We start from the raw sequence: 22,667 nt of genomic DNA, 5'->3' as shown, positions 1-22,667 counted from the left end.
TTGGTGCTTTCGCAACATTGACAGGAGACAAAAATGTCCTTCGATTTCAATAATTACCTCGTTCCTACCGTTATCGAACAAAGCGGCCGCGGCGAGCGTGCATTTGATATTTACTCGCGCCTTTTGAAAGAGCGCATCGTATTTTTGATCGGCCCGGTAACCGACGAGACCGCTAATTTGGTGGTTGCCCAGCTGTTGTTTTTGGAAAGTGAAAATCCGGACAAAGATATTTTCTTCTATATCAATTCGCCCGGCGGTTCGGTAACGGCAGGTATGTCGATTTACGACACCATGAATTTCATCAAGCCCAACGTCTCCACTTTGTGCTTGGGACAAGCGGCAAGCATGGGCGCATTCCTGCTGTCGGCAGGTGAGAAAGGCAAACGTTTCGCCCTACCCAACAGCCGTATCATGATTCACCAGCCTTTGATCAACGGCGGTTTGGGCGGTCAGGCATCCGATATTGAAATCCATGCCCGCGAGCTGTTGAAAATCAAAGAGAAACTCAACCGCCTGATGGCGAAACACTGCGGCCGCGATTTGGCAGATTTGGAACGCGATACCGACCGCGACAACTTCATGTCCGCCGAAGAAGCCAAAGAATACGGTTTGATTGACCAAGTTTTGGAAAATCGTGCTTCTTTGCAGGCTTAAGGTTTGATTTGAGCAATTTAGACACGCGCTGATAGAAGATGCGTTGATTATTCAGCTATTTCGCCTGTGCAATGAGCGGCTTATTCTGATAAAACTGCTTGGGTAGGAAAAGAGCGGTTTGGTTGGGACGCTGCTGACGGCGGTGTTTGAATTGAGTTGATGCAAAGGTCGTCTGAAAACTTGAAAGACAGGTTTTCAGACGACTTTTGCTTTATTATAAAACCCCTTTATCAACACACTATTTTCAGATTCATACTTTTTTACTACGCCGTTTCATTCAGTTTCTTTGAACAACTGTAAACTGGCCAACAGAAAATAAATAAGGCTACCCTCCCCCGGTCGGATACAGCCCTCCCTACCTCAAATCCCTCCGAACAAACCCATATCTGAGCTGACGACCATCAACATTTCGACGATAAAGAACGTCAACAGAAACGGTATCCCCTGCCTTGCCGATAAAACTGAAGAAAATCGTCTGAAAAGCCAATTCCTCCATACAGCAAATACATTTATTCAAACGGCTTTTTCTGCCAATAAAACTTATCTCTTTTCAGACGACCTTTAAAGATTTCATCGCCGCCCAATTCAAACACCAGCGCGCCCGACAAATCCGTCCGCAACAAAGTCGCGCCGTGTGCGCGGACGCGGGTTTGGACGGCGGGGGTGGGGTGTTTGTAGGCGTTGGCGTAGCCACTGGAAGCGACGGCATATTTGGGCGCGACGGTGTTTAGGAAGCCGCCGGATGAAGCCGTATTGCTGCCGTGGTGTCCCAATATCAAAACTTGGCTGTACAGCGAGCTGCCGTAGCGTTCTACCAGTTCCGCTTCGCCCTTCACGCCCAAATCACCCGTAACCAGCAAAGCCTGTCCGTCGGAAACGATGCGGAAGACGCAGCTTTTGTCATTGTCTTCGCTACCTGGGTTTTCAGACGACCTCAATAACTCGAAATCCACGCCGTCCCATTGCCATTGCGCTTCGGTGCAAAGTTTTGCGTTCGGATAAAACTCAGGCTGCCCCGCCAGCGTTTCGCCGATTTCAATATCGGAAACGGCATCCAAACCGCCGTCGTGGTCGCTGTCGTGATGCGACAAAATCAGCGTGTCCAAACGGCGCACACCCATGGCGTTCAGGCTCGGCACGATACCCGTTTGTGCCGCCTGCGCCGTCCCTGTGTCAAACAGCAGGTTGCGGTCACGCGTCTGTACCAATACCGATAAACCCTGTCCCGCATCCATTACGGTAATCCGCGCCAACCCGTCGTCCAGTCGTTCCGGGCGGTAAAACACAAATCCAGCCAACACCAAACACGCCCAAGGCCGCAGCCCCAGTCCGCGCGGCAACAGCCACAGCAAAGCCGCCGCAAAAGCCAAAACCAACAGCGGCACAGGCGCGGCGGCTACGGCAAATTCAGGCGATACCTCCGCCAGCCAAACCAAGCCGCGCAAAGTGTATTCCGCCAAACCTGCCGCCGCCCATTGCAAAGGCGCGAACGGCAACACCGACCCCAGCAACGCCAAAGGTGTCAAAACCCAAGAAAACCAAGGAATCATCGCCGCATTGACCAAAGGACTGATGATGGGCAAGGACGCAAAAATATAGCCCAGTAATACCACCGACAATATCGTCGCCGCCCATTGTCCGCGTACAGCCAAACGCCAGCCGCGTTCTTTCAGACGACCTGCCGAAACCCAAATCAAGGCTGCAACCAAGCCGAACGACAGCCAAGTGCCGACGCCCAAAACCGCCAGAGGATCAAGCAGCAACACCACTGCCAAAGCCTGCCACCACGCCGTCCAGCCCGAAGACAGACTGCCGCGCCACCACGCCCAGGCAAACGCCGTCAACATCAAAACGCTGCGCTGCGTCGGCACGGAAAAGCCCGCCAGCAGCGCATAAAACAAAGCCCCCGCTGCACCGCCCGCCAAAATCCACACGCGTGGTTTTGCCGGTATCCAAGGCAGTCGTCTGAAAATCAGTTTGACCAGCCAACCCGCCAACACCGCCACCATCGTAACGTGCAGCCCCGAAATACTGACCAAGTGCGTCAAGCCCAAAGGTCGGAACGCCTGCCACAGTTCGGGCCTCAACGCCGATTGTTCGCCTATGCTCAAAGCCCGCATCAGACCGATACCGTCCGAAAAATCCGGACTGTCCGCCCCGACAGCCTGCCAACGGCGGCTGACTGCATCGCGCCACACCGCCAAGCCGACACCGCCGCCCTCGCGAACCAAGCTCCTGCCCTTGCCCAGCGTACCCGCGCCATCCAAACCGTTTGCCAACGCCCAAGCCTCGCGGTTCAGCCCGCGCAGGTTCACTTCGCCGATAATCGGCTTGAGCCGTGCCGACACTTTCCAGCGGCTGCCCACCGCCCAATCGCGTTTCTGATAATCCGACAGTAATAAATCAAACTGCCGCCTGTCCTCTGTCCACGCCTTCGCCGCAAACTGCACCCGCCGCCCGTCGCCGCGCGGCATATCCGCGACTTCAACCGTCAACACCGACTCCGAAGCCCCGTTCAGCGGCCATTGCACCGACAAAGCCGCTTCCGTCCGAAACACGCCGTAAGCCGCGCCAAGCAGGACACACAGCATCATTCCCGCCGCCGCAAACCGCCGCGAAGCCGCCAGCAAAACTAATGCCGCCAACAACCACACGCCCCAATGCGGTACGGACGGCAAAGCGAACGAAGCGATGACGCCGACTGCCCAAAACGGCAATCCATAATATCTCAGCAAAACTGTTTCCCTTTTTTATTATTAGTTTTGAAATTAAACGGAAATAATAATTGAATTTACCGCAAACGTCATGAAAAAGGTCGTCTGAAAACCTGAATCTCAAGTTTTCAGACGACCTTTTACTATTTCAAATAATCAGACCAAACGCGCTTTATGGAGCAGTTTGTTCCAACTCAAGCGCGGCGGCAAGCAGCGACAGGCGCGCCATTACGCCGTAAACGTAGAGGCGGTTGTGTTCGTTGTCCACGTCGCAGTCTTTTTCAGAACGTGGCATACCGAGCGAATCCCATTGTTCGAATACGCGTTTGCAGGCTTCGGGGGCTTCTTGGGAGTTGTCGCCGCTGCCGGTGGGGATGCTGTTGGACAGCGGGACGAATACCATGCCGCCGGCGTTGAGGTTTTCGTCCGCTCCGCGTCCTTCGTGTACGCGGAAGAAGCCGCCGATAACAAAACGGTCCATCATATAAACGACGGGTTCGCACACGGCGCCGTTCATGGTTTCATAGGTATAAATGCCTTCTTGGACAATCACTTCGCTGACTTCCAAGCCTTCTTTGACCTTCGCCATTTTGTTGCGGTTTTTGCGGTTCAACCCACGCACTTCGTCGGCTGATTTGACGCTCATCACGCCCATGCCGTAAGTACCCGCGTCGGCTTTGACAATCACGAAAGGCTGGTCGGTAATGCCCAATTCGTCGTATTTGGCTTGAATTTTCGCCAGCACGCGCTCTACTGCTTCCGCCAACGCGTCTTCGCCTTCGCGCTCTTGGAAGTCCAAACCGCCGATTTTTTCGAAATACGGGTTAATCTGCCATTCGTCGATGTCAATCAGCTTGGCAAATTCGGCGGCGACTTGGTTGTATGCGCTGAAATGCTCTGTTTTGCGGCGCGTCGTCCAACCACCATGCAGTGGAGGCAATACGGTTTGGCTGATGCCTTTGAGAATGTCGGGAACACCCGCGGACAAGTCGTTGTTCAACAAGACGACGCAAGGCGAGAAACCGTCTGCAAGATGGACGCGCTCACGGGTACGCAATAAAGGTTCCAGCAGGATTTTATCGCCCAACGCGGTTTCAAACTCGGTCGGCTCGGTAACTTCCGGATTCAGGCTGCCCAAACGGACTTCATACCCTGCCGAGCGCAAAATCTCGCTGAGTGCGTAAACGTTTTGCAGGTAGAATGTGTTGCGGGTATGGTTTTCGGGAATAATCAATACGGATTTTGCCGTTTCGCAGGCGCGTTGTACCGCATCTTGCGCCGCGACTGCCGCCAGCGGGATGAAATTCGGATTCAGATTGTTGAAACCTCCGGGGAACAAGTTCATATCAATAGACGAAATTTTGTAACCGGCATTGCGGATATCGACCGAACCATAAAACGGCGGGCGGTGTGCGTTCCATTGCGAACGGAACCATGCTTCAATTTTGGCGTGGTTGCACAAGATTTTCGCTTCAAACGCCTGAAGTTGCGACAGATGTTCGGCAGCCATAACCGGTAATTTCATTCTCTATACCTCTGATGTCGGATGTTGGATACGGATGGAAATGATAGTGCCTTTTTAGGCGGTACGACAAGCATTGTTTCAAATAAAATACCTCTTTTTGTCAACAATTCTACAATTTGTCTAATTTTTGAAATTGATTTTTAGATTTTTATATGAAAATGTAGAAATTAGACAAATTTCTATTGCACTACCCCTGTAAAAAGCCTAAAATCCGCCCATTAAAACAAACCATCTACTCCTATTATTAATAAGTAAAGATAACCCATCATGAGCGCACAAACCCTCTACGACAAACTCTGGAACAGCCACGTCGTCCGCGAAGAAGAAGACGGCACTGTCCTGCTCTATATCGACCGCCATTTAGTACACGAAGTCACCAGCCCTCAGGCATTTGAAGGTCTGAAAATGGCGGGGCGCAAGCTGTGGCGTATCGACAGCGTCGTCTCCACCGCCGACCACAACACCCCGACCGGCGATTGGGACAAAGGCATCCAAGACCCGATTTCCAAGCTGCAAGTCGATACTTTAGACAAAAATATCAAAGAGTTCGGCGCACTCGCCTACTTCCCGTTCATGGATAAAGGTCAGGGCATCGTTCATGTTATGGGACCGGAACAAGGCGCAACCCTGCCCGGCATGACCGTCGTCTGCGGCGACTCGCACACCTCTACCCACGGCGCATTCGGCGCACTGGCACACGGTATCGGCACTTCCGAAGTCGAACACACCATGGCGACCCAGTGTATTACCGCGAAAAAATCCAAATCCATGCTGATTACCGTTGAAGGTCGTCTGAAACCGGGCGTTACCGCTAAAGACGTTGCCCTCTACATCATCGGACAAATCGGTACGGCAGGCGGCACGGGCTACGCCATCGAGTTCGGCGGCGAAGCCATCCGTAGCCTCTCTATGGAAGGCCGCATGACCCTGTGCAACATGGCGATCGAAGCAGGGGCGCGCTCCGGCATGGTTGCCGTCGATCAAACCACCATTGACTATGTCAAAGACAAACCCTTCGCACCCAAAGGCGAAGCATGGGACAAAGCCGTCGAATACTGGCGCACGCTGGTTTCCGACGAAGGCGCGGTATTCGACAAAGAATACCGTTTCAAAGCCGAAGACATCGAACCGCAAGTAACATGGGGCACATCGCCCGAAATGGTTTTGGACATCAGCGGCAAAGTACCGAATCCTGCCGAAGAAACCGATCCCGTCAAACGCAGCGGCATGGAACGCGCCCTCGAATACATGGGTTTGGAAGCCGGCACGCCGCTGAACGAAATCCCCGTCGACATCGTATTCATCGGCTCCTGCACCAACAGCCGCATCGAAGATTTGCGCGAAGCCGCCGCCGTCGTCAAAGGCCGTAAAAAAGCCGACAATGTACAGCGCGTGTTAATCGTTCCCGGCTCCGGCTTGGTTAAACGGCAGGCGGAACAGGAAGGCTTGGACAAAATCTTCATTGATGCCGGTTTCGAATGGCGCGAACCGGGTTGCTCGATGTGTCTCGCCATGAACGCCGACCGCCTCACTCCGGGCCAACGCTGCGCCTCCACTTCCAACCGCAACTTCGAAGGCCGCCAAGGCAACGGCGGACGCACGCACCTGGTCAGCCCCGCTATGGCTGCAGCCGCCGCGGTAAACGGACGCTTTACCGACATCCGTACCATGGCATAATCTTTCAGACGACCTTGCATAACCACCAAAGGTCGTCTGTAACCACCATCTCCGCGCAAAGGAGATTCTCCAACTCTTAAATCAAGGAATCCAATGATGAACAAACTGTTGATAACCACCCTTGCTGCCCTTACCCTGGCTGCCTGCTCCAGCACTTGGTCCGGAGCGAAAGATGACGCTAGCCGCAACTGGGATAAAACAGAAAACGCTGCCGAGCGCGGCTGGGACAAAACCAAAGCTGCCGTGAAAAAAGGCGGTAACGCTGTTGGCCGCGGCATGACCCATGTCGGCGAAAAAATTGAAGAAGCTACTGAATAAACTGCTATCTTTACACAAGGCTGCCTAAAATATATTTTCAGGCAGCCTACTACGCAAACAATAAGAGTTATAAAAACCTTTACTCAAACCACCGTTTATATTCATGTAACTCCGCATTTTTTCATTTATACCAACTATTGCCTTTTGTGAAGATGCCGAATATTATTAGTAATACAGTAACACAGACTGTACTTTTCAAACTATTAGGAGCTTCAAATGAAAAAATTCGCCCTCATTGCTTTGACCGCTATGACCTTGCTGTCTGCCTGCAACACCATTTCCGGTATGGGCAAAGATGTCAGCGCCGCCGGTAACGCAGTCAGTGGTTCTGCTGAGTCTGTAAAAAATTACTAATCCAAAATCCAATTTTACGCAGGAATCCATACATGAAGAAATTTGCCCTAATCGCACTTACCGCGATGACCTTGCTCTCTGCCTGCAACACTATTTCAGGCGTAGCTAAAGACGTCAGTGCCGCCGGTACTGCTGTCAGCAATACCGCTGAAAATGTCAAAACCTACTGACTAAACAAAATTTAAACGTAAATGCCCCGGAAATCGGGGCATTTTATAATCCTCGACAAACGAAAAAGTACAGAACATGAAAGCCTTTACCAAAATCACCGCCATCGTCGCTCCGCTCGATCGCAGCAATGTTGACACCGACGCCATCATCCCCAAACAATTTTTAAAATCCATCAAACGAAGCGGCTTCGGTCCCAATGCCTTTGACGAATGGCGTTACCTCGACCACGGCGAACCGGGCATGGACAATAGCAAACGCCCGCTGAACCCCGATTTCTCGCTGAACCAGCCGCGTTACCAAGGCGCGCAAATCCTGTTGACACGCAAAAACTTCGGCTGCGGCTCCTCGCGCGAACACGCCCCTTGGGCATTGGATGACTACGGTTTCCGCGCCGTCATCGCCCCCAGCTTCGCCGACATCTTCTTCAACAACTGCTACAAAAACGGCCTCCTGCCCATCGTGTTGACCGAAGAACAAGTCGACCAGCTCTTCAAAGAAGTCGAAGCCAACGAAGGCTATCAGCTCTCCATCGACCTTGCCGAACAAACCCTGACCACGCCTAACGGCGAAACATTTAAATTCGACATTACCGAACACCGCAAACACTGCCTCTTAAACGGCTTGGACGAAATCGGCTTAACCCTGCAACACGCCGACGAAATCCGCGATTTCGAAGAAAAACGCCGCCAAAGCCAGCCTTGGCTGTTTAACGGTTGATACATAAAAAGGTCGTCTGAAAACGAGTGTAGCGAATTTCGCTAAAACGCAAAAACAGTTTTCAGACGACGGCGGATTCGCATTTGAAGTGCAACTTTCCCTAACAGAAAAAGGCCAGTATGCGGTAGCATACGGCCTTTCCTGCAAGAAAGATTGCCATGAGCTACACACAACTGACCCAAGACGAACGATACCATATCCAATACCTGTCCCGCCACCGCACCGTCACAGAAATCGCCAAACAGCTTAACCGCCACAAAAGCACCATCAGTCGCGAAATCAGACGGCACCGCACCCAAGGGCAGCAATATAGTGCCGAAAAAGCACAGAAGCAGAGCCGGACTATCAAACAGCGTAAGCGAAAGCCCTATAAGCTTGATTCGCAGCTGATTCAACACATCGACACCCTTATCCGCCGCAAACTCAGTCCCGAACAAGTATGCGCCTACCTGCGCAAACATCACGGGATAACACTCCACCACAGCACCATTTACCGCTACCTCCGCCAAGACAAAAGCAACGGCGGCACCTTGTGGCAACACCTCAGAATATGCAGCAAACCCTACCGCAAACGCTACGGCAGCACATGGACCAGAGGCAAAGTGCCCAACCGCGTCGGCATAGAAAACCGACCCGCCATCGTCGACCAGAAAGCCCGCATCGGCGATTGGGAAGCCGACACCATCGTCGGCAAAGGACAGAAAAGCGCATTACTGACCTTGGTCGAACGCGTTACCCGCTACACCATCATCTGCAAATTGGACAGCCTCAAAGCCGAAGACACTGCTCTGGCAGCCGTTAGGGCATTAAAGGCACATAAAGCCAGAGTGCACACCATCACTATGGATAACGGCAAAGAGTTCTATCAACACACCAAAATAGCCGAAGCATTGAAGGCGAAAACCTATTTTTGCCGCCCCTACCATTCGTGGGAGAAAGGGCTGAATGAGAACACCAACGGACTCATCCGCCAATATTTCCCCAAACAAACCGATTTCCGAAACATCAGCAATCGGGAGATACGCAGGGTTCAAGATGAATTGAATCACCGGCCAAGAAAAACACTTGGCTACGAAACGCCAAGTGTTTTATTCTTGAATCTGTTCAAACCACTGATACACTAGTGTTGCACTTGAAATCCGAATCCAAGGACCTTTTTTCGTCTCCTCCCTCAAAACATGATTACCGACACCATCACCAACGCCGCCCGTTACGCCGCTTTGCACCCTGACTTCGCCGACGCCGTCCGCCTGTTGCAAACGCTGGATTTCGCCGCCCTGCCCGACGGACAAGTGCCGTGTGAAAATCCAAACATCCGCCTCTTTATCGGCAGCGAACCGATGAGGAGCAAAGCCGATGCCAAGCCGGAAGCGCATTTGAAACACATCGACATCCAAGCTCCCATCAGCGGAGAGGAAACCTACGGCTGGATAGACAGAGGTCGTCTGAAAAACGGTTTGGGCTACGACGAAAAGCGCGACATCGAATTTTTCGACTGCGAATCGGAAACCTGGCTCACGCTCCAACCGGGCGAGTTTGCCCTCTTCTTTCCCAACGACGCACATGCTCCGCTGGTCGGCGACAGGCCAAACATACGCAAAGCCGTTTTTAAAATCCGTGTTGAAACTGAACGTCTGTAATATTCAGACGACCTCACACCCTTATTCAGGACACAATATGTCTTTTTTCAGCAGGTTGTTCCGTTCCAAACCCAAATTAATGAACTGGCAGGAATTTGTCGAATACTTTGCCCGTCGTATCCAAGACGAATTACATTTTGAAGTTAAAATCGACTGGGGTGAAGATATTGCTTCTTCGCCTATCATTGTCCATTTTCCCGAAGATAATGAAGCGTCGTTCAGCACATATTTGAGCAGCCATTACACAAGTTATCTGCAAAATCCTGATGCCTTGAATGCCATTGTTGCTGCCAATTTAGCGGTTATCCGTAAGATTCAAGACACTAAAGCCAGCGTTTCAGCACAACAAATTCTTCCGACGATTAAAAATACGATTTATCTGGAAAACACCAGACTGATCGCAAATAAGGACGAAACCGAACCTATCGATTACCTGGTATTCAAACCGATTGCGGGCGATATCATGTTGCTTTATATGGTGGATACGGATGAATCCATGCATACGCTCAACCATGAACATATGAAAGAGGCCGGTATTGAAGATGAAGACGCCTTGTATCGTACCGCCATGGATAATCTGCGCCAACGGATAAATGGACGTGTCCAAATTCATCATGCTGAAGGTTGGTCATTGGCTCAAATTCATTTGGACAACGACTATGATGCCTCCCTGATTTTGCTTTTAGACGAAGTACTTAAAGACGATCCTATGCTGCCCGCCAATCCTGTTTTTGCAGTTCCGGCACGCAACGCCCTGCTCATTTGCAGCCCGTCCGATGAAGAAGCTTTGCAGGCGATGGCAAATATTACCCTGCAGGCATTTGAAGAATCTGCCTACGCGATTTCTACCCAGCTTTACCAGTACCACAATGGTACAATCAGCGTTTTCAGAGCAAATTGATTTAAGGCCGTCTGACAAACAGGTACCCTACCCTTTACCTAAAACTTTCCCGTAAGGAAACCCAAAATGACCAAACATATCGCCATCCTCCGAGGCGACGGCATCGGTCCCGAAATCGTCGCCGAAACCGTCCGCGTACTCGACAAACTCATCGCCCAAGGCTTGGACGCCAGCTACGAATACGCCCCATTGGGCGGCGAAGCCTACGACGAATACGGCCATCCCTATCCCGAATTTACGCAAAACCTCTGCCGCAAAGCCGATGCCGTCCTGCTCGGCGCGGTCGGCAGCCCGCAATACGACAATCTTGACCGCCCGCTACGCCCCGAACGCGGACTATTGGCAATCCGCAAAGATCTGAACCTGTTTGCCAACCTGCGCCCCGCCATCCTCTATCCCGAGCTTGCCAACGCCTCCACGCTCAAACCCGAAATCGTCGCAGGCCTCGACATCCTCATCGTGCGCGAACTCACCGGCGACATCTACTTCGGCGAACCGCGCGGCATCCGCGTTCTGGAAAACGGCGAACGCGAAGGCTACAACACCATGAAATACAGCGAAAGCGAAATCCGCCGCATCGCCCACGTCGCCTTCCAATCCGCCCAAAAACGCAGCAAAAAAGTCTGCTCCGTCGGCAAAGCCAACGTTTTGGAAACCACCGAACTGTGGCGCGAAATCTTTGAAGAAATCGGCAAACAATACCCCGACGTCGAACTCTCCCACATGTATGTGGACAACGCCGCCATGCAGCTCGTGCGCGCGCCCAAACAATTCGACGTCATCGCCACCGGCAACATCTTCGGCGACATCCTCTCCGACGAAGCCTCCATGCTGACGGGCTCCATCGGCATGCTGCCCTCCGCCTCGTTGGACGAAAACGGCAAAGGCCTGTACGAACCGTCACACGGCTCTGCTCCCGACATCGCCGGACAAAACAAAGCCAACCCGCTGGCCACCATCCTCTCGCTTGCCATGCTGCTGCGTTACAGCCTGAACGATGAAGCGCGCGCGCAACAAGTTGAAAGCGCCGTCCAAAAAGTGCTACAACAAGGCTTGCGCACCGGCGATATTTACGAAGAAGGTACAAAACTCGTTTCCTGCTCCGAAATGGGCGATGCCGTACTCGCCGCCTTGTAAAAGGTCATCTGAAAACGAGAGTACGTTTTAAGCAAAATGCGCGGAAAACTCCGCGCATTTTTTCAAACAATTTTTATAGCTTTTTGAGGCCTTATCGAGAATGGTGCGGGACAGGTTATATAGTGGATTAACTTTAAATCAGGACAAAGCGACGAAACCGCAGACAGTACAGATAGTACGGCAAGGTGAGGCAACGCCGTACTGGTTTAAAGTTAATCCACTATAGTCTCATTCCCTCTTCTGCCTCCGCCAGCCTGACAGCCCAAAACAAAGCAAAAAACAGTAAAAGGTCGTCTGAAACCCTTTTCAGACGACCTTTACTATTGAAATATGGCATAATCAAAAGCATCAAAAATATCTGACAAGGAATCCCTATCGTGAGTATTTCCCTGCCCCAATACCTGCTTTACCTGCAATATATGCTTGCGGGTGTAGTGATGACTGTCGTTTTCGGCGCGATGTATCTGCGTATCACGCCTGCGGAAGAGTTGCGGCTGATTAAAAACGGCAACCTTGCCTGCGCCTTGTCGTTCGGCGGTGCGCTGGTCGGATTTTGTCTGACACTCGCGTCCAGTATTGCCCATAGTGTCAGTTTCGTCGATTTTATCCTGTGGGGTCTCGTCGCGGCAGTGATTCAAATTTTGGTGTATTTTGCCGCCACGATGATGATTAAAGGCGCAACGGAAGAACTTATCGGCAACAACGTCGCCGTCGGCGCACTCTATGGCGCGGTGTCCGTGTCCATCGGTATCTTGAATGCCGCTTGTTTGACCTGATTTATATAAACAGTTTGCAAAATATACGGCTGCCCGCATTTCCGCCCCGCTCCGTGTTATCCCATTCTTCAAAATAAGGAACCGCAATGTTCAACTTTATCAAGAAACAGTTTATCGACGTCATCCAATGGCCGAATCCCGACGACAGCCTGCTGATGTGGCGTTTCCCGATTGCCGATGAGGAAATCCAAAACGGCGCGAGCCTGACCGTGCGCGAGGCGCAGATGGCGATGTTTGTCGATGAGGGCGTAACCGCCGACGTGTTCGGACCGGGGCGTTACACGCTCAACACGCAAACGCTGCCGCTGCTGACCAACCTGAAAAACTGGGACAAACTCTTTGAATCCCCGTTTAAATCCGATGTTTATTTTTTCAATACCAAACAACAGCTTGCGCGGAAATGGGGGACGTCGCAACCCGTTACCGTGCGCGATGCCGAATTCGGCGCGGTACAGTTGCGCTCGTTCGGTATGTACGCCTACCGCATCAGCGATCCGGCAAAATTCTTTAAAGAAGTCAGCGGTGTAGCGGCAGAATACAGCGGCGCGGAGTTGGAAGCCCAGTTGCGCAATATCGCCGTCACCCAACTCGCAGCGGCGTTCGGCAGCTCAGGCATTCCGTTTTTGGATATGGCGGCAAACCAAGTTTTGCTGTCGCAAAAAATCGGCGAGTTGCTCGGCGCAGAGTTTGCCAAACTCGGCTTGACGCTCGAAAACTTCACCGTCGAAAGTATCACTCTGCCTGCCGCCATCCAAGAAGCGTTGGATAAGAAAATTTCCATGGGCGTCATCGGCGACTTGGGACGCTACACCCAATACCAAACCGCCGAATCCATCCCGCTCGCCGCGCAAAACGAAGGCGGGCTTGCTGGAATCGGCGCAGGCTTGGGCGTAGGCGCAGGCGTCGGTCAGGCAATGGCTGGCGCGATGGCAGGCATGATGCAGCCAGCGGTTCAACCGGCAGCACAACCTGCCCAAAGCGTTCAGACGGCCTCCGAAGACCCGCAGGCAAAATTGGCGAAACTCAAATCTTTGCTGGACGGCGGTTTGATTGCTCAAGAGGATTACGATAAAGCCAAAGCGGAAGTGTTGAAGCAGTTGATCGGCTGAGGAAATAGGCCGTCTGAAAACGGTTTCAGACGGCCTTTACCTGTTCGGTCAGTCTATACGGTAAAATCCAGCCGTCGATATTTCGATTTTTAAAAAACAATCCGTCCCACACTATTGCAAGGTCGTCTGAAACTTCCAACCCACTTCCGAAAAGCAAACATGTCAAACACCCCCTTCTTTAAAACCGACTGCCCGAGCTGCGGCGCGCCTGTCGAAGCGCATTCCGCCTCAGCCGTTACGCTGGTGTGCGGCTACTGCAACAGCATGCTGGTGCGGCAGGATGACGGTATCGTCGATTCCGGCCGCGATTCCGCATTGCTGGAAGATTTCAGCCCGCTGCAAATCGGTACGGCCGGCACATTCGTTACGCAACGCTTCACCCTGGTCGGGCGGCTTCAGGTGCAATACGACGACGGCGCATGGAACGAATGGTACGCGCTGTTTGACGACGGCAGGACGGGCTGGCTTTCGGAAGCAGGCGATTTGTATGTGATGACCATGCCCGTCGAAACCGACAACCCGCCGCGCTTTGAGGACATTCGGGCAGGATTTAGCGAACTGACTTTCCAAAACAAACGCTATGTCGCCTCAGACGTACGCCACATCAGCTTGAAACGCGCTGCCGCGCAGGGCGAGCTGCCGTTTGTTTTGGACGAAGACCGTCAGAACAAAGTCGCAGACTGGCGTTGCGAAGACCTTTTCATCACGCTCGATTACAGCGGCGACACCCCCGAAACCTTCTTCGGCCGCATGGTGAACTTGGATGATTTGAAGCTGGAAAATACCCGCAGCGAAGACGAAATCAAAGAAAGCGCAGGCCGTCTGAAAGGCAGTATTTCCTCGGAAAACTGCCCCAACTGCGGCTCGTCCGTCCACTGGGTCAACGGCCTCACCTCCCATCTCAACTGCCCAAGCTGCGGCAGCGAATTGGCAATCGGCAAAGACAAAGCCGAACTCATTACCGCCAACGCCATGCGCACGGCGCAGCAAAGCCTGTTTACCCTGTCCGTCGGCAGACAAGGCCGTCTGAAAAACCGCGAATTTTACGTTATGGGGGCGGTCAGATACGCCGAAACCGACGCACAGGAAACATTCGACAACCTGTTTAACGGCGCCGACCGCGTGCTCACGCCCGAAGGTCAATGGTCGGAATATCTGCTTTACAACCCGACGCAAGGTTTCCTGTGGCTGGTCGAATCCGATGACGGCTGGAACCTTTCCCAAACCCAAAACACATGGCCGCGCCTCGACCGAAACCGCCAACCGCAAGGCTGCGGCAAACTTTACGACTACGGCGGCAGGGTCGAAGTCGCGGCCGGCGCGTTCTACTGGCGCATCCGAAGCGGCGATTTGAACTATTACAGCGACTACCGCGACGGACAAAACCGCAAACTTTCTGCCGAATTGAACACGCACGAAATGGCATGGAGCAAAAGCGTACCGGTTGATTACAGCGAAGTTGCCGAGGCATTTAGCCTGAGCAGCCGCGCACCGCATTACACCGCAAAAATGGCGGCAGACGGTATTGATAAATCACTGAGAATCGTGATGACCGCCATCTTGGTTGTCGTCAACCTCCCTGCTTTGATAATCAGCGACAACCCTGCCACCCCCTCAGTCATCCTCATAGGAGCCTGGTTAATGTGGACTATGGGCAAAAAAGACGAGGACGAGGACGAGGATTAAACCATGTCGAGAACTACTTACATCATTTTCAGTACCATCATCATCGTCATTTCCATGATTATCAGCTACGGCTCTTCCGATTCTGACGGCTCGCGTATGCACTCCGGCGGCTATTACGGCGGCGGTTATTACGGCGGTAGCGGTTATTCCGGAGGTCATAAATGACCCATATCCCCGGCAACCACGGTCTTTTGGATTTATATGGCTGTGATGAAGCTGTCTTGAAAGACGAGGGTCGTCTGAAAACCGCCCTCAAAGCCACCGCCCAAGCCGCAGAAGCCACCATCCTCGCCGAGCGTTTCCACACCTTCGGCGGGGCAGGCGGTATAACCGGCGTGTTACTGCTCGCCGAATCCCACATCAGCATCCACACGTGGCCGGAACACCGCTTTGCCGCCATAGACGCATTCATCTGCGGCGGCATGAAGTTGGAAAGAGTGAAGGAAATATTGTGCAGGGAATTGGCGGCAGAACGGGCTGTTTGGACGGTTGCGCAACGTGGCGAAGGAATATTGGACGATACTCAGCCGCCAGTAGAACAACAAAACCTGTAAAGGTCGTCTGAAACCGTCTTGATGTTTTCAGACGACCTGTCAGAACCCTAAACCGACATTCAACTCCATGCCGACACGCCGTCAATTTCTCAGTTATACCGCCGCGCTTGCCGCTGCGTCCTCTTTCTCTTGGCTGACTTACAACCGCCTCAACCGTAAACCGCCGATTTCCGTCAACCGCGTCGGGCTGCCGTTGGGGCATTTGTTGCGCGACGGGAAATTGCTCAGCCCGCCGACCCGCCGTTACGAATGCAATACGCTGATACTCGGCGGCGGCGCGGCGGGTTTGGGGGCGTTGTGGTATTTGGCGAAACACGGTCATCGTGATGTATTGTTGGCGGAAGGGTTCGAGCGCAACGGCAACAATGCCGCCTACGCCGCTTCAGACGGCCTGAAAGCGCCGAGCGGAGCGCATTATCTTGCGTTGCCGTCGAAAGAGAGCGTGTATGTGCGCGAGATGCTGGCGGATTTTGGTATCTTGCAATCGGACGGCAGTTTCAGGGAAACCGATTTGGTTTACGCGCCCGAGTCGCGCCTTTGGTATCAGGATAAATGGCAAGAACACTTGTTGCCGAAAGAAGATACGGATTCCAAACGTTTTTTTGATTTAATCGGTCGTCTGAAACAGGCTTACGGCAGCGACGGCAAAAAGATTTTCGCCATTCCAATTGCCTTGTCATCGGCAGACGAAACGTGGCGCAAACTTGATAGCCTGACGTTCAAACAATGGCTTGCGCAAGAGGGCTACACCTCGCCCGAACTCTTGTGGTATCTCGATTACTGCTGCCGCGACGATTACGGGCAGGGCATAGCGCAAGTATCCGCCTTTGCCGGACTGCATTACTTCGCCGCCCGCAACAGCGTGGAAACCGTCCTTACCTGGCCCGAAGGTTTGGCGCATCTTTCTGAAAACCTGCGCCGCCATGCCGGTTTGCAGGAAGGTTGGCAACGGTCGTCTGAAAACCGCATCCGCTTCGACAAACCCGCTTCCGTCAACGCATCCGCCGTCAAAATCAAACCCCTTTCAGACGACCGTATCGAAGTTTGGCTGCGCGACAATTCAAGCGGCGAAACCGTCGCCCTGACCGCGCAACACGTTATCTCCGCCATGCCGTTGATGGTCGCCGCCCGCATCGTCGAAAATCCCGCGCAATACGGTTTGAACATTCCCGAATACGCCCCGTGGTTGGTCGCCAATTTCGAGTTGCACAGCTTCCCGAAAGAAAAAAACAACAGCGAAACCGCATGGGATAATGTCATCTACGGCAGCCAAGGACTCGGCTATGTCGTCGCCACCAACCAGCTCATCCGCGTCGCCCGCCCCGAACGCACGATTTTTACTGCCTACACCGCGCTCAACCACGACACCCCGCAAGCCGTCCGCCGCCAACTGCTCGAAGCCACCGACGAAGCACTGCGCGACTTGGCCGCCAAAGACTTGATCGCCGCCTACGGAGAAGGCTTCTGGCAACACGTTTCCCACGTTGATGTTACGGTGCGCGGACATGGCATGAGCGTACCGAAAATCGGTTATCTGAACGACGAATCTTTGTTAAAAATCAGAAACCGCTCGTCAGGATTGCTGTTTGCCCACAGCGATTTGAGCGGCTATTCGGTATTCGAGGAGGCTTTGTATTGGGGCGTGGAAGCGGCGCGGAAGGTGTTGGAACGGGGCTGACTGCCGCAAAAAAGGCGTCCGAAAAAACAAAGACAAAAGGTTTGAATTCAATACAGAAAGCCCGATAGCCCTTTCAACCCGTTTTCACTATAATCCCCATTTCCCCACCCCACTCCCTCGCCATGCCTAAAGCCACTTTCTACACCCACGCCGCCGACCCCGCCGCCTTCGCCTGCCGCCTGATTGCGCGCGCCATACGCGACGGCGGACAGATATTGGTGTGGTCAGATTCTGCCGAGACCATCCGCCGCCTCGACCGCGACCTTTGGCAGCAAATCCCCGAAAGTTTCATTCCGCACGAAATCTGGCAGCCTGACCAACCCATGTCGTCTGAAACACCCGTATGGCTCGCATTCGGCAACACACTGCCCACCGTACTTGAAAACGCCATCGTCCTCAACCTCTCGCCCGACTTTTGGAACGAAGCCCCTGTCATCCCCGCCCGCGTACTCGAAATCGTAGGCAGCAGCCTGGAAGAACTCGCCGACGCACGCGAACGCTTCAGCGCATACAGAAAAAGCGGCTTTACCATCGAACACCACAATATGACTGGAAAAGCCTGAAACCGAAGGTCGTCTGAAAACAGCTTTACACTCCAAGCCAAAAATTTAAACAGCTTTGATTCCTTTTGAATCAAACTGGGCTATAATCCCGACTTTCTTTTACTGACCCTTTTAAAAGACGAAAACACCATGAACAAAACTTTCAAATTTAGCGCATTGGCAATCGCCGCCGCATTGGCACTGACCGCCTGCGATAAAAAAGACGCCAATACACCTGCGGCTGCCTCTGCTCCCGCATCCGCAGCTTCTGCTGCAACAGACGCATCTTCTATCGGCACACCGACCCAACAAGCCAGCTACGCAATGGGTATGGACATCGGCAGATCTTTGAAACAAATGAAAGATCAAGGTGCGGAAATCGATATGAAAGTCTTCATCGAAGCCATGCAGGCTTCTTATGAAGGCAAAGAAAACAAAATGACCGAAGCTCAAGCGCAAGAAGTCATGATGAAATTCCTGACCGAACAACAAACCAAAGCCGCAGAAAAACTTCAAGCTGACGCCAAAGCCAACTTTGAAAAAGGCGAAGCGTTCCTTAAAGAAAATGCAACTAAAGAAGGCGTGAAAACCACCGCCTCCGGCCTGCAATACAAAATCACCAAAGAAGGTGAAGGCAAACAGCCTACCAAAGACGACATCGTCGTTGTCGAATACGAAGGCCGCCTGATTGACGGTACCGTCTTCGATAGCAGTAAAGCCAGCGGCAGCCCTGCTACCTTCCCCGTCAGCCAAGTCATCCCTGGCTGGACCGAAGGCATTCAACTCTTGAAAGAAGGCGGCGAAGCCACATTCTATATCCCGTCCAAACTTGCCTACCGCGATCAGGCAGTTCCCGGTGGTAAAATCGGTCCGAATTCCACTTTGGTATTCGACGTGAAGCTGGTTAAAATCGGTAAACCCGAAGACTTCCAGCCTGCCCCCGGTCAAGTTGACATCAAAAAAGTCCAATAAGCCCGCGCTTTAACCCAATGCCCGAACCTAATCCGTTTCGGGCATTTTTCATTACAAATCCACCCCAACTGCCGTTATCTGTTTTCAGGCAGCAACGGTACGGTTTATCCGTTTCAGACGACCTTTGCAAATCCGATTCCCATCCATATCACGCATAGCATTCCGATTTTATTTTGCTATACAATGACTGCCTGAAAAAAATCGAAAGCCCGACACCATGAAAAACATCGTTATCCTCATCTCCGGCCGCGGCAGCAATATGCAGGCCATCGTCAATGCTGCCATTCCCGACGCCCGCATCGTCGCCGTCCTCAGCAACAGCGCAACCGCTGCCGGACTGGCTTGGGCAGCCGAGCGCGGCATCTCCACCGACAGCCTCAACCACAAAGACTTCCCTAGCCGCCTCGATTTCGACCAAGCCATGATGGAGAAAATCGATGCCTATCAACCTGATTTGGTCGTCCTTGCAGGTTTTATGCGCATTCTCACGCCCGAATTCTGCGCCCATTACCCAAACCGCCTGATCAACATCCACCCGTCCATCCTTCCCGCCTTCACCGGTCTGCACACCCACGAACGCGCCCTCGAAGCGGGCTGCCGCGTTGCCGGCTGTACCATCCACTTCGTGACCCCCGAGCTGGACTGCGGTCCGATTATCTCGCAAGGCATCGTCCCGATACTTGACGGCGACACACCCGACGACATTGCTGCCCGCGTCCTTACCGTCGAACACCGCCTATTCCCGCAAGCCGTTGCCGATTTCGTCGCAGGTCGTCTGAAAATCGAAGGCAACCGAGTTTTCAATTCAGCAGGCAACGCCGAAGGGCAAACCCTGCTCGCGTAATCCACTCCCAATTCGCGACACAATACAAGGAAAAACCATGAGCCAAAACCAGTTGACCCTTTTGGATATCATTTCCGAATCCGACTACCGTCAACGCCAAAGCAAAGCCATCGATTTATTCAACCAAAGCCTCAAAAACAACCCTGAAACAACGTTGGCATTATGCAATTTTGTTGTCGGCGACGTACTCAGCAACCAATCCTTTTCTCCCGGTTTCAAGCTGCACTGCCTAAACTGGCTGATCGACCATCACTTGGACCGCTGTGACGAAAGCTACGAGCAGCATCCTGAAGACGACGGCTTTCCCGAAGGTTTCTACGATTTAATCGATTGCCAGTGGAAATTCAAATGGATCATTCCTACGCTTGCCCGCGACCTTTTTCTCGACAAAAAGGAAATCGAGGAAGCGAACGAAACAATGCGTTACCACTATGAAAACATGCGGTTCAGTCTTTCATCATTTTATAAAACACTGATGCTGCAAAACATCCTGACCGGAGACCACACCGCCGCCAAAGAAAATTTCCAAAAATGGCAGCAAACCGCGACGGACGAATTTTCCGACTGTCCCGCGTGCGAACAGACCGAACAAGTCAACTTCTACCATTTCATCGGACAGTATCAAAAAGCCATCGACACCGCCCAACCCATCTTAACGGGCGAAATGACCTGCGCCGAAGTGCCGCATATTACCTACCATCCCGCCGTCGACAGCATGATACGGCTGGGCAAATATCCGGAAGCAGAGCGTCTTTTGGATGAAGCCATAGACAAAATCAACGCCGAAGAAGACGAAATTTTCGTACGCCTTATCCCCCTCTTCTCCCAACTGGCTTACAAACTCGGACAGTCGCAACGCGCCCTCGATTTGATGAACCGGCACGGCGACGCCATTATTCAACATGCCCAAAACGACAATATGCTCTATTTGGACTACCTCATCGCACTCTACCCCTTTGACGAAGATGCGGCGCAACATGCCCACGAGCTTGCCGCCGACTTCGACAAACGCAACGGCAACAGCCATTACCAAAGCCAGATAGAATTTATGTTCGGTTCGGGCAATCTCCAATAAACCAAGCTCGTCTGAAACCCTTTCAGACGACCCAAAACAGGAGGAAATATCATGAAAACACCCACCCTGCTAATCGCCGCCGCCCTCTCCCTAAGCGCCGCAAACGCCTATGCCGCAGGACTACCCCAATCAGCCACCCTGAAATACTCCGGCAGCTACGGCATACCCGCCACCATGACCTTCACACGCAGCGGCAACCAATACACCATCGTTTCCAGAATCAAAGTCCCGCTCTACCACATCCGTTTCGAATCCGGCGGCAGCATCAGCGGCAACACCATCCGCCCGAGTTACTACAAAGATGTCCGCGACGGCAAAACCTATGCCGAAGCCAAATTCCGAGGCAATCAGGTTACCTACGGTAAAACAGGCGAGCTGCAAACCGAAACCGTCGGCGGCAACATCAGCGATTTATTCACGCTGGCATGGCAGCTTGCCGCCAACGATGCGAAACTGCCCGCCCGCCTGAGCATCACCAACGGCAAAAAAATCTATCCCGTCAGCGGTATGAGCAAAATCGGCAGCGGCAGCTATACCCTGAACGGCAAAGCCATACCCGTCGAAAAATACCGCGTACAACGCGGCGACGACACTGTAACCTATTCCTTCGCCACCTCCTTGGGCAACATCCCCGCCCAAATCAGCTATACCGACGACGGCAAAACCTACGATTTGAAACTGACTTCCGTCAGCATCAACGGCAAACCTGTCAAACCCTGAAATCCCTAACTAAAAAGGTCGTCTGAAAACCATTTTCAGACGACCTTTCTTCTTTCAAAACCCTATTTAAACCACGACTTAATCCGTGCAAACAAAGACATGCTTTGTTTCTCGAAATTCTCTGCCTGCGCGGGTACGGGCAGCGCATTGCGGATCACTTTCATACCGGCAAATGTTTGGGCAACAGGCATGATTTCGATGGAGTTGACGTTCATGTGCGCCGGACGCTGATAGAGCCATAAAGCCGTGTCCGCGATGTCTTGCGGCTGAATGGATTCGACGTTTTCATAAACCTTTTCCGCACGCTCGTCATCGCCCTTAAAGCGGACGTTGGAAAACTCGGTACCGCCGCACAAACCCGGCTCGATGTTGGTGACGCGGATGTTTTTATCCGCCAATTCCGCGCGCAGGTTCATGCTGAACTGGCGCACAAACGCCTTGGTCGCGCCGTACACGTTGCTGCCCTCGTAGGCATAGCTGCCGGCAATCGAACCCAGATTCATGATATAGCCTTGTTTGCGCTCCGCCATTTGCGGCAGGATTTGGCGCGTTAAGAAAGTCAGACCAACGATGTTCGTTTGAATCATGGTTTCCCAATCGCCAAAATCTGCTTTGTCCGCCGTTTCCAAACCCAAAGCCAATCCGGCGTTGTTGATCAGGCAATCGATTTCGGCAAAATTTTCAGGCAGGCTGTCGAGCGCGTTGCGTATCGACTCGGTACGCGAAACGTCCATTTCCAAAGGATAAAACCGCTCGCCCAATTCAGCCGCCAATGCCTGCAGTTTCTCGCCGCGCCGCGCCGCACCGATAACAAAATAACCGGCCTGCGCAAACGTGCGGCACATCGCCTCACCGAAACCTGCTGACGCGCCGGTAACCAAAATCGCCATAACTATTTCCTTT

At 52.7% G+C, this 22,667-nt stretch carries 24 protein-coding genes; 21 read left to right on the top strand and 3 right to left on the bottom strand.

Features of this window, described 5'->3' with window-relative positions; genetic code table 11:
* Nucleotides 1-33 precede the first annotated feature (33 nt).
* Nucleotides 34-654, top strand: a complete 621-nt coding sequence (gene clpP / locus J7445_RS02890; protein ID WP_019270082.1) for an ATP-dependent Clp endopeptidase proteolytic subunit ClpP — start codon at nucleotides 34-36, stop codon at nucleotides 652-654.
* Nucleotides 655-1,163: 509 nt separating this feature from the next.
* Here clpP and J7445_RS02885 read toward each other — a convergent pair.
* Nucleotides 1,164-3,389, bottom strand: a complete 2,226-nt coding sequence (locus J7445_RS02885; protein WP_070656696.1) for a DNA internalization-related competence protein ComEC/Rec2 — start codon at nucleotides 3,387-3,389, stop codon at nucleotides 1,164-1,166.
* Nucleotides 3,390-3,540: 151 nt separating this feature from the next.
* Nucleotides 3,541-4,893, bottom strand: a complete 1,353-nt coding sequence (gene gshA / locus J7445_RS02880; protein WP_049224332.1) for a glutamate--cysteine ligase — start codon at nucleotides 4,891-4,893, stop codon at nucleotides 3,541-3,543.
* 267 nt (nucleotides 4,894-5,160) lie between these two features.
* Here gshA and leuC point away from each other — a divergent pair, with 267 nt between their 5' ends.
* The 20 genes from leuC to J7445_RS02775 all read left to right on the top strand — a co-directional run bounded on the left by leuC (nucleotide 5,161) and on the right by J7445_RS02775 (nucleotide 21,764).
* Nucleotides 5,161-6,570 (top strand): 3-isopropylmalate dehydratase large subunit, encoded by a 1,410-nt coding sequence (leuC, locus tag J7445_RS02875; protein ID WP_009311426.1) that lies wholly within the window; start codon nucleotides 5,161-5,163, stop codon nucleotides 6,568-6,570.
* 96 nt (nucleotides 6,571-6,666) lie between these two features.
* Nucleotides 6,667-6,888, top strand: a complete 222-nt coding sequence (locus J7445_RS02870) for a lipoprotein (RefSeq protein ID WP_029609583.1) — start codon at nucleotides 6,667-6,669, stop codon at nucleotides 6,886-6,888.
* Nucleotides 6,889-7,104: 216 nt separating this feature from the next.
* Nucleotides 7,105-7,242 carry an entericidin A/B family lipoprotein gene (locus J7445_RS02865; protein WP_003742168.1) on the top strand — a complete coding sequence of 46 codons (138 nt, stop codon included), beginning with the start codon at nucleotides 7,105-7,107 and terminating at the stop codon, nucleotides 7,240-7,242.
* Between the two features lie 32 nt (nucleotides 7,243-7,274).
* Nucleotides 7,275-7,412: a lipoprotein gene (locus tag J7445_RS02860; protein WP_009311431.1), complete on the top strand. Its 138-nt coding sequence runs from the start codon at nucleotides 7,275-7,277 to the stop codon at nucleotides 7,410-7,412.
* Between the two features lie 76 nt (nucleotides 7,413-7,488).
* Nucleotides 7,489-8,130 carry a 3-isopropylmalate dehydratase small subunit gene (gene leuD / locus J7445_RS02855; RefSeq protein WP_070656695.1) on the top strand — a complete coding sequence of 214 codons (642 nt, stop codon included), beginning with the start codon at nucleotides 7,489-7,491 and terminating at the stop codon, nucleotides 8,128-8,130.
* 158 nt (nucleotides 8,131-8,288) lie between these two features.
* Nucleotides 8,289-9,254, top strand: coding sequence for an IS30 family transposase (locus J7445_RS02850; RefSeq protein ID WP_209283130.1), 966 nt, complete (start codon nucleotides 8,289-8,291; stop codon nucleotides 9,252-9,254).
* A 54-nt stretch (nucleotides 9,255-9,308) separates the two neighbouring features.
* On the top strand, nucleotides 9,309-9,770 hold the full coding sequence (locus J7445_RS02845) for a NanQ anomerase/TabA/YiaL family protein (RefSeq protein ID WP_070656611.1): 462 nt from the start codon (nucleotides 9,309-9,311) through the stop codon (nucleotides 9,768-9,770).
* Nucleotides 9,771-9,807: 37 nt separating this feature from the next.
* Nucleotides 9,808-10,671: a DUF1444 family protein gene (locus J7445_RS02840; protein ID WP_070656613.1), complete on the top strand. Its 864-nt coding sequence runs from the start codon at nucleotides 9,808-9,810 to the stop codon at nucleotides 10,669-10,671.
* A 66-nt stretch (nucleotides 10,672-10,737) separates the two neighbouring features.
* Nucleotides 10,738-11,808 (top strand): 3-isopropylmalate dehydrogenase, encoded by a 1,071-nt coding sequence (gene leuB / locus J7445_RS02835; RefSeq protein ID WP_003761586.1) that lies wholly within the window; start codon nucleotides 10,738-10,740, stop codon nucleotides 11,806-11,808.
* Between the two features lie 377 nt (nucleotides 11,809-12,185).
* Nucleotides 12,186-12,584 carry a DUF350 domain-containing protein gene (locus J7445_RS02825; protein ID WP_019270074.1) on the top strand — a complete coding sequence of 133 codons (399 nt, stop codon included), beginning with the start codon at nucleotides 12,186-12,188 and terminating at the stop codon, nucleotides 12,582-12,584.
* Nucleotides 12,585-12,670: 86 nt separating this feature from the next.
* Entirely contained in the window at nucleotides 12,671-13,693 is a 1,023-nt protein-coding gene (locus J7445_RS02820) for an SPFH domain-containing protein (RefSeq protein WP_070656614.1), read from the top strand.
* A gap of 159 nt (nucleotides 13,694-13,852) precedes the next feature.
* A complete protein-coding gene (locus J7445_RS02815) occupies nucleotides 13,853-15,379 on the top strand; it encodes a DUF4178 domain-containing protein (RefSeq protein ID WP_209283129.1) in 1,527 nt (508 codons plus the stop codon).
* Between the two features lie 3 nt (nucleotides 15,380-15,382).
* Entirely contained in the window at nucleotides 15,383-15,544 is a 162-nt protein-coding gene (locus J7445_RS02810) for a hypothetical protein (protein ID WP_167333215.1), read from the top strand.
* Complete coding sequence (gene speD, locus J7445_RS02805) at nucleotides 15,541-15,933, top strand: adenosylmethionine decarboxylase (RefSeq protein ID WP_070656616.1); 393 nt, start codon at nucleotides 15,541-15,543, stop codon at nucleotides 15,931-15,933. The genes J7445_RS02810 and speD overlap by 4 nt, the downstream gene beginning before the upstream one ends.
* A gap of 67 nt (nucleotides 15,934-16,000) precedes the next feature.
* Nucleotides 16,001-17,611, top strand: coding sequence for an NAD(P)-binding protein (locus J7445_RS02800; RefSeq protein WP_070656617.1), 1,611 nt, complete (start codon nucleotides 16,001-16,003; stop codon nucleotides 17,609-17,611).
* 122 nt (nucleotides 17,612-17,733) lie between these two features.
* Entirely contained in the window at nucleotides 17,734-18,174 is a 441-nt protein-coding gene (locus J7445_RS02795; RefSeq protein WP_070656619.1) for a DNA polymerase III subunit chi, read from the top strand.
* A 129-nt stretch (nucleotides 18,175-18,303) separates the two neighbouring features.
* Nucleotides 18,304-19,125 (top strand): FKBP-type peptidyl-prolyl cis-trans isomerase, encoded by an 822-nt coding sequence (locus J7445_RS02790; RefSeq protein ID WP_070656621.1) that lies wholly within the window; start codon nucleotides 18,304-18,306, stop codon nucleotides 19,123-19,125.
* Nucleotides 19,126-19,342: 217 nt separating this feature from the next.
* Nucleotides 19,343-19,969 (top strand): phosphoribosylglycinamide formyltransferase, encoded by a 627-nt coding sequence (purN, locus tag J7445_RS02785; RefSeq protein WP_209283128.1) that lies wholly within the window; start codon nucleotides 19,343-19,345, stop codon nucleotides 19,967-19,969.
* A gap of 37 nt (nucleotides 19,970-20,006) precedes the next feature.
* The gene (locus J7445_RS02780) at nucleotides 20,007-21,044 is read left to right on the top strand and encodes a hypothetical protein (RefSeq protein ID WP_070656623.1); all 1,038 of its coding nucleotides are present in this window, start codon (nucleotides 20,007-20,009) and stop codon (nucleotides 21,042-21,044) included.
* Between the two features lie 51 nt (nucleotides 21,045-21,095).
* The gene (locus tag J7445_RS02775) at nucleotides 21,096-21,764 is read left to right on the top strand and encodes a DUF3108 domain-containing protein (protein WP_060974606.1); all 669 of its coding nucleotides are present in this window, start codon (nucleotides 21,096-21,098) and stop codon (nucleotides 21,762-21,764) included.
* A 62-nt stretch (nucleotides 21,765-21,826) separates the two neighbouring features.
* On the opposite strand, the gene J7445_RS02770 is transcribed toward J7445_RS02775, so the two are convergent.
* The gene (locus tag J7445_RS02770; protein ID WP_070656624.1) at nucleotides 21,827-22,654 is read right to left on the bottom strand and encodes an SDR family oxidoreductase; all 828 of its coding nucleotides are present in this window, start codon (nucleotides 22,652-22,654) and stop codon (nucleotides 21,827-21,829) included.
* Between the last annotated feature and the right edge of the window lie 13 nt (nucleotides 22,655-22,667).

Source organism: Neisseria sicca (assembly GCF_017753665.1).
GTDB classification, from domain to species: domain Bacteria; phylum Pseudomonadota; class Gammaproteobacteria; order Burkholderiales; family Neisseriaceae; genus Neisseria; species Neisseria flava.
The sequence above is the reverse complement of the archived record's forward strand: the minus strand, read 5'-3'. Positions and strand labels throughout refer to the sequence as shown.

What these genes read in the sequence shown, in the direction of transcription:
- J7445_RS02800 (WP_070656617.1), top strand. Translation starts at nt 16,001, where the DNA reads ATGCCGACACGCCGTCAATTTCTCAGTTATACCGCCGCGCTTGCCGCT.
- J7445_RS02865 (WP_003742168.1), top strand. Translation starts at nt 7,105, where the DNA reads ATGAAAAAATTCGCCCTCATTGCTTTGACCGCTATGACCTTGCTGTCT.
- J7445_RS02795 (WP_070656619.1), top strand. Translation starts at nt 17,734, where the DNA reads ATGCCTAAAGCCACTTTCTACACCCACGCCGCCGACCCCGCCGCCTTC.
- J7445_RS02780 (WP_070656623.1), top strand. Translation starts at nt 20,007, where the DNA reads ATGAGCCAAAACCAGTTGACCCTTTTGGATATCATTTCCGAATCCGAC.
- J7445_RS02850 (WP_209283130.1), top strand. Translation starts at nt 8,289, where the DNA reads ATGAGCTACACACAACTGACCCAAGACGAACGATACCATATCCAATAC.
- leuC (WP_009311426.1), top strand. Translation starts at nt 5,161, where the DNA reads ATGAGCGCACAAACCCTCTACGACAAACTCTGGAACAGCCACGTCGTC.
- J7445_RS02810 (WP_167333215.1), top strand. Translation starts at nt 15,383, where the DNA reads ATGTCGAGAACTACTTACATCATTTTCAGTACCATCATCATCGTCATT.
- J7445_RS02790 (WP_070656621.1), top strand. Translation starts at nt 18,304, where the DNA reads ATGAACAAAACTTTCAAATTTAGCGCATTGGCAATCGCCGCCGCATTG.
- J7445_RS02820 (WP_070656614.1), top strand. Translation starts at nt 12,671, where the DNA reads ATGTTCAACTTTATCAAGAAACAGTTTATCGACGTCATCCAATGGCCG.
- speD (WP_070656616.1), top strand. Translation starts at nt 15,541, where the DNA reads ATGACCCATATCCCCGGCAACCACGGTCTTTTGGATTTATATGGCTGT.
- J7445_RS02815 (WP_209283129.1), top strand. Translation starts at nt 13,853, where the DNA reads ATGTCAAACACCCCCTTCTTTAAAACCGACTGCCCGAGCTGCGGCGCG.
- gshA (WP_049224332.1), bottom strand. Translation starts at nt 4,893, where the DNA reads ATGAAATTACCGGTTATGGCTGCCGAACATCTGTCGCAACTTCAGGCG.
- J7445_RS02770 (WP_070656624.1), bottom strand. Translation starts at nt 22,654, where the DNA reads ATGGCGATTTTGGTTACCGGCGCGTCAGCAGGTTTCGGTGAGGCGATG.
- J7445_RS02870 (WP_029609583.1), top strand. Translation starts at nt 6,667, where the DNA reads ATGAACAAACTGTTGATAACCACCCTTGCTGCCCTTACCCTGGCTGCC.
- J7445_RS02860 (WP_009311431.1), top strand. Translation starts at nt 7,275, where the DNA reads ATGAAGAAATTTGCCCTAATCGCACTTACCGCGATGACCTTGCTCTCT.
- leuD (WP_070656695.1), top strand. Translation starts at nt 7,489, where the DNA reads ATGAAAGCCTTTACCAAAATCACCGCCATCGTCGCTCCGCTCGATCGC.
- leuB (WP_003761586.1), top strand. Translation starts at nt 10,738, where the DNA reads ATGACCAAACATATCGCCATCCTCCGAGGCGACGGCATCGGTCCCGAA.
- J7445_RS02840 (WP_070656613.1), top strand. Translation starts at nt 9,808, where the DNA reads ATGTCTTTTTTCAGCAGGTTGTTCCGTTCCAAACCCAAATTAATGAAC.
- J7445_RS02845 (WP_070656611.1), top strand. Translation starts at nt 9,309, where the DNA reads ATGATTACCGACACCATCACCAACGCCGCCCGTTACGCCGCTTTGCAC.
- J7445_RS02775 (WP_060974606.1), top strand. Translation starts at nt 21,096, where the DNA reads ATGAAAACACCCACCCTGCTAATCGCCGCCGCCCTCTCCCTAAGCGCC.
- clpP (WP_019270082.1), top strand. Translation starts at nt 34, where the DNA reads ATGTCCTTCGATTTCAATAATTACCTCGTTCCTACCGTTATCGAACAA.
- purN (WP_209283128.1), top strand. Translation starts at nt 19,343, where the DNA reads ATGAAAAACATCGTTATCCTCATCTCCGGCCGCGGCAGCAATATGCAG.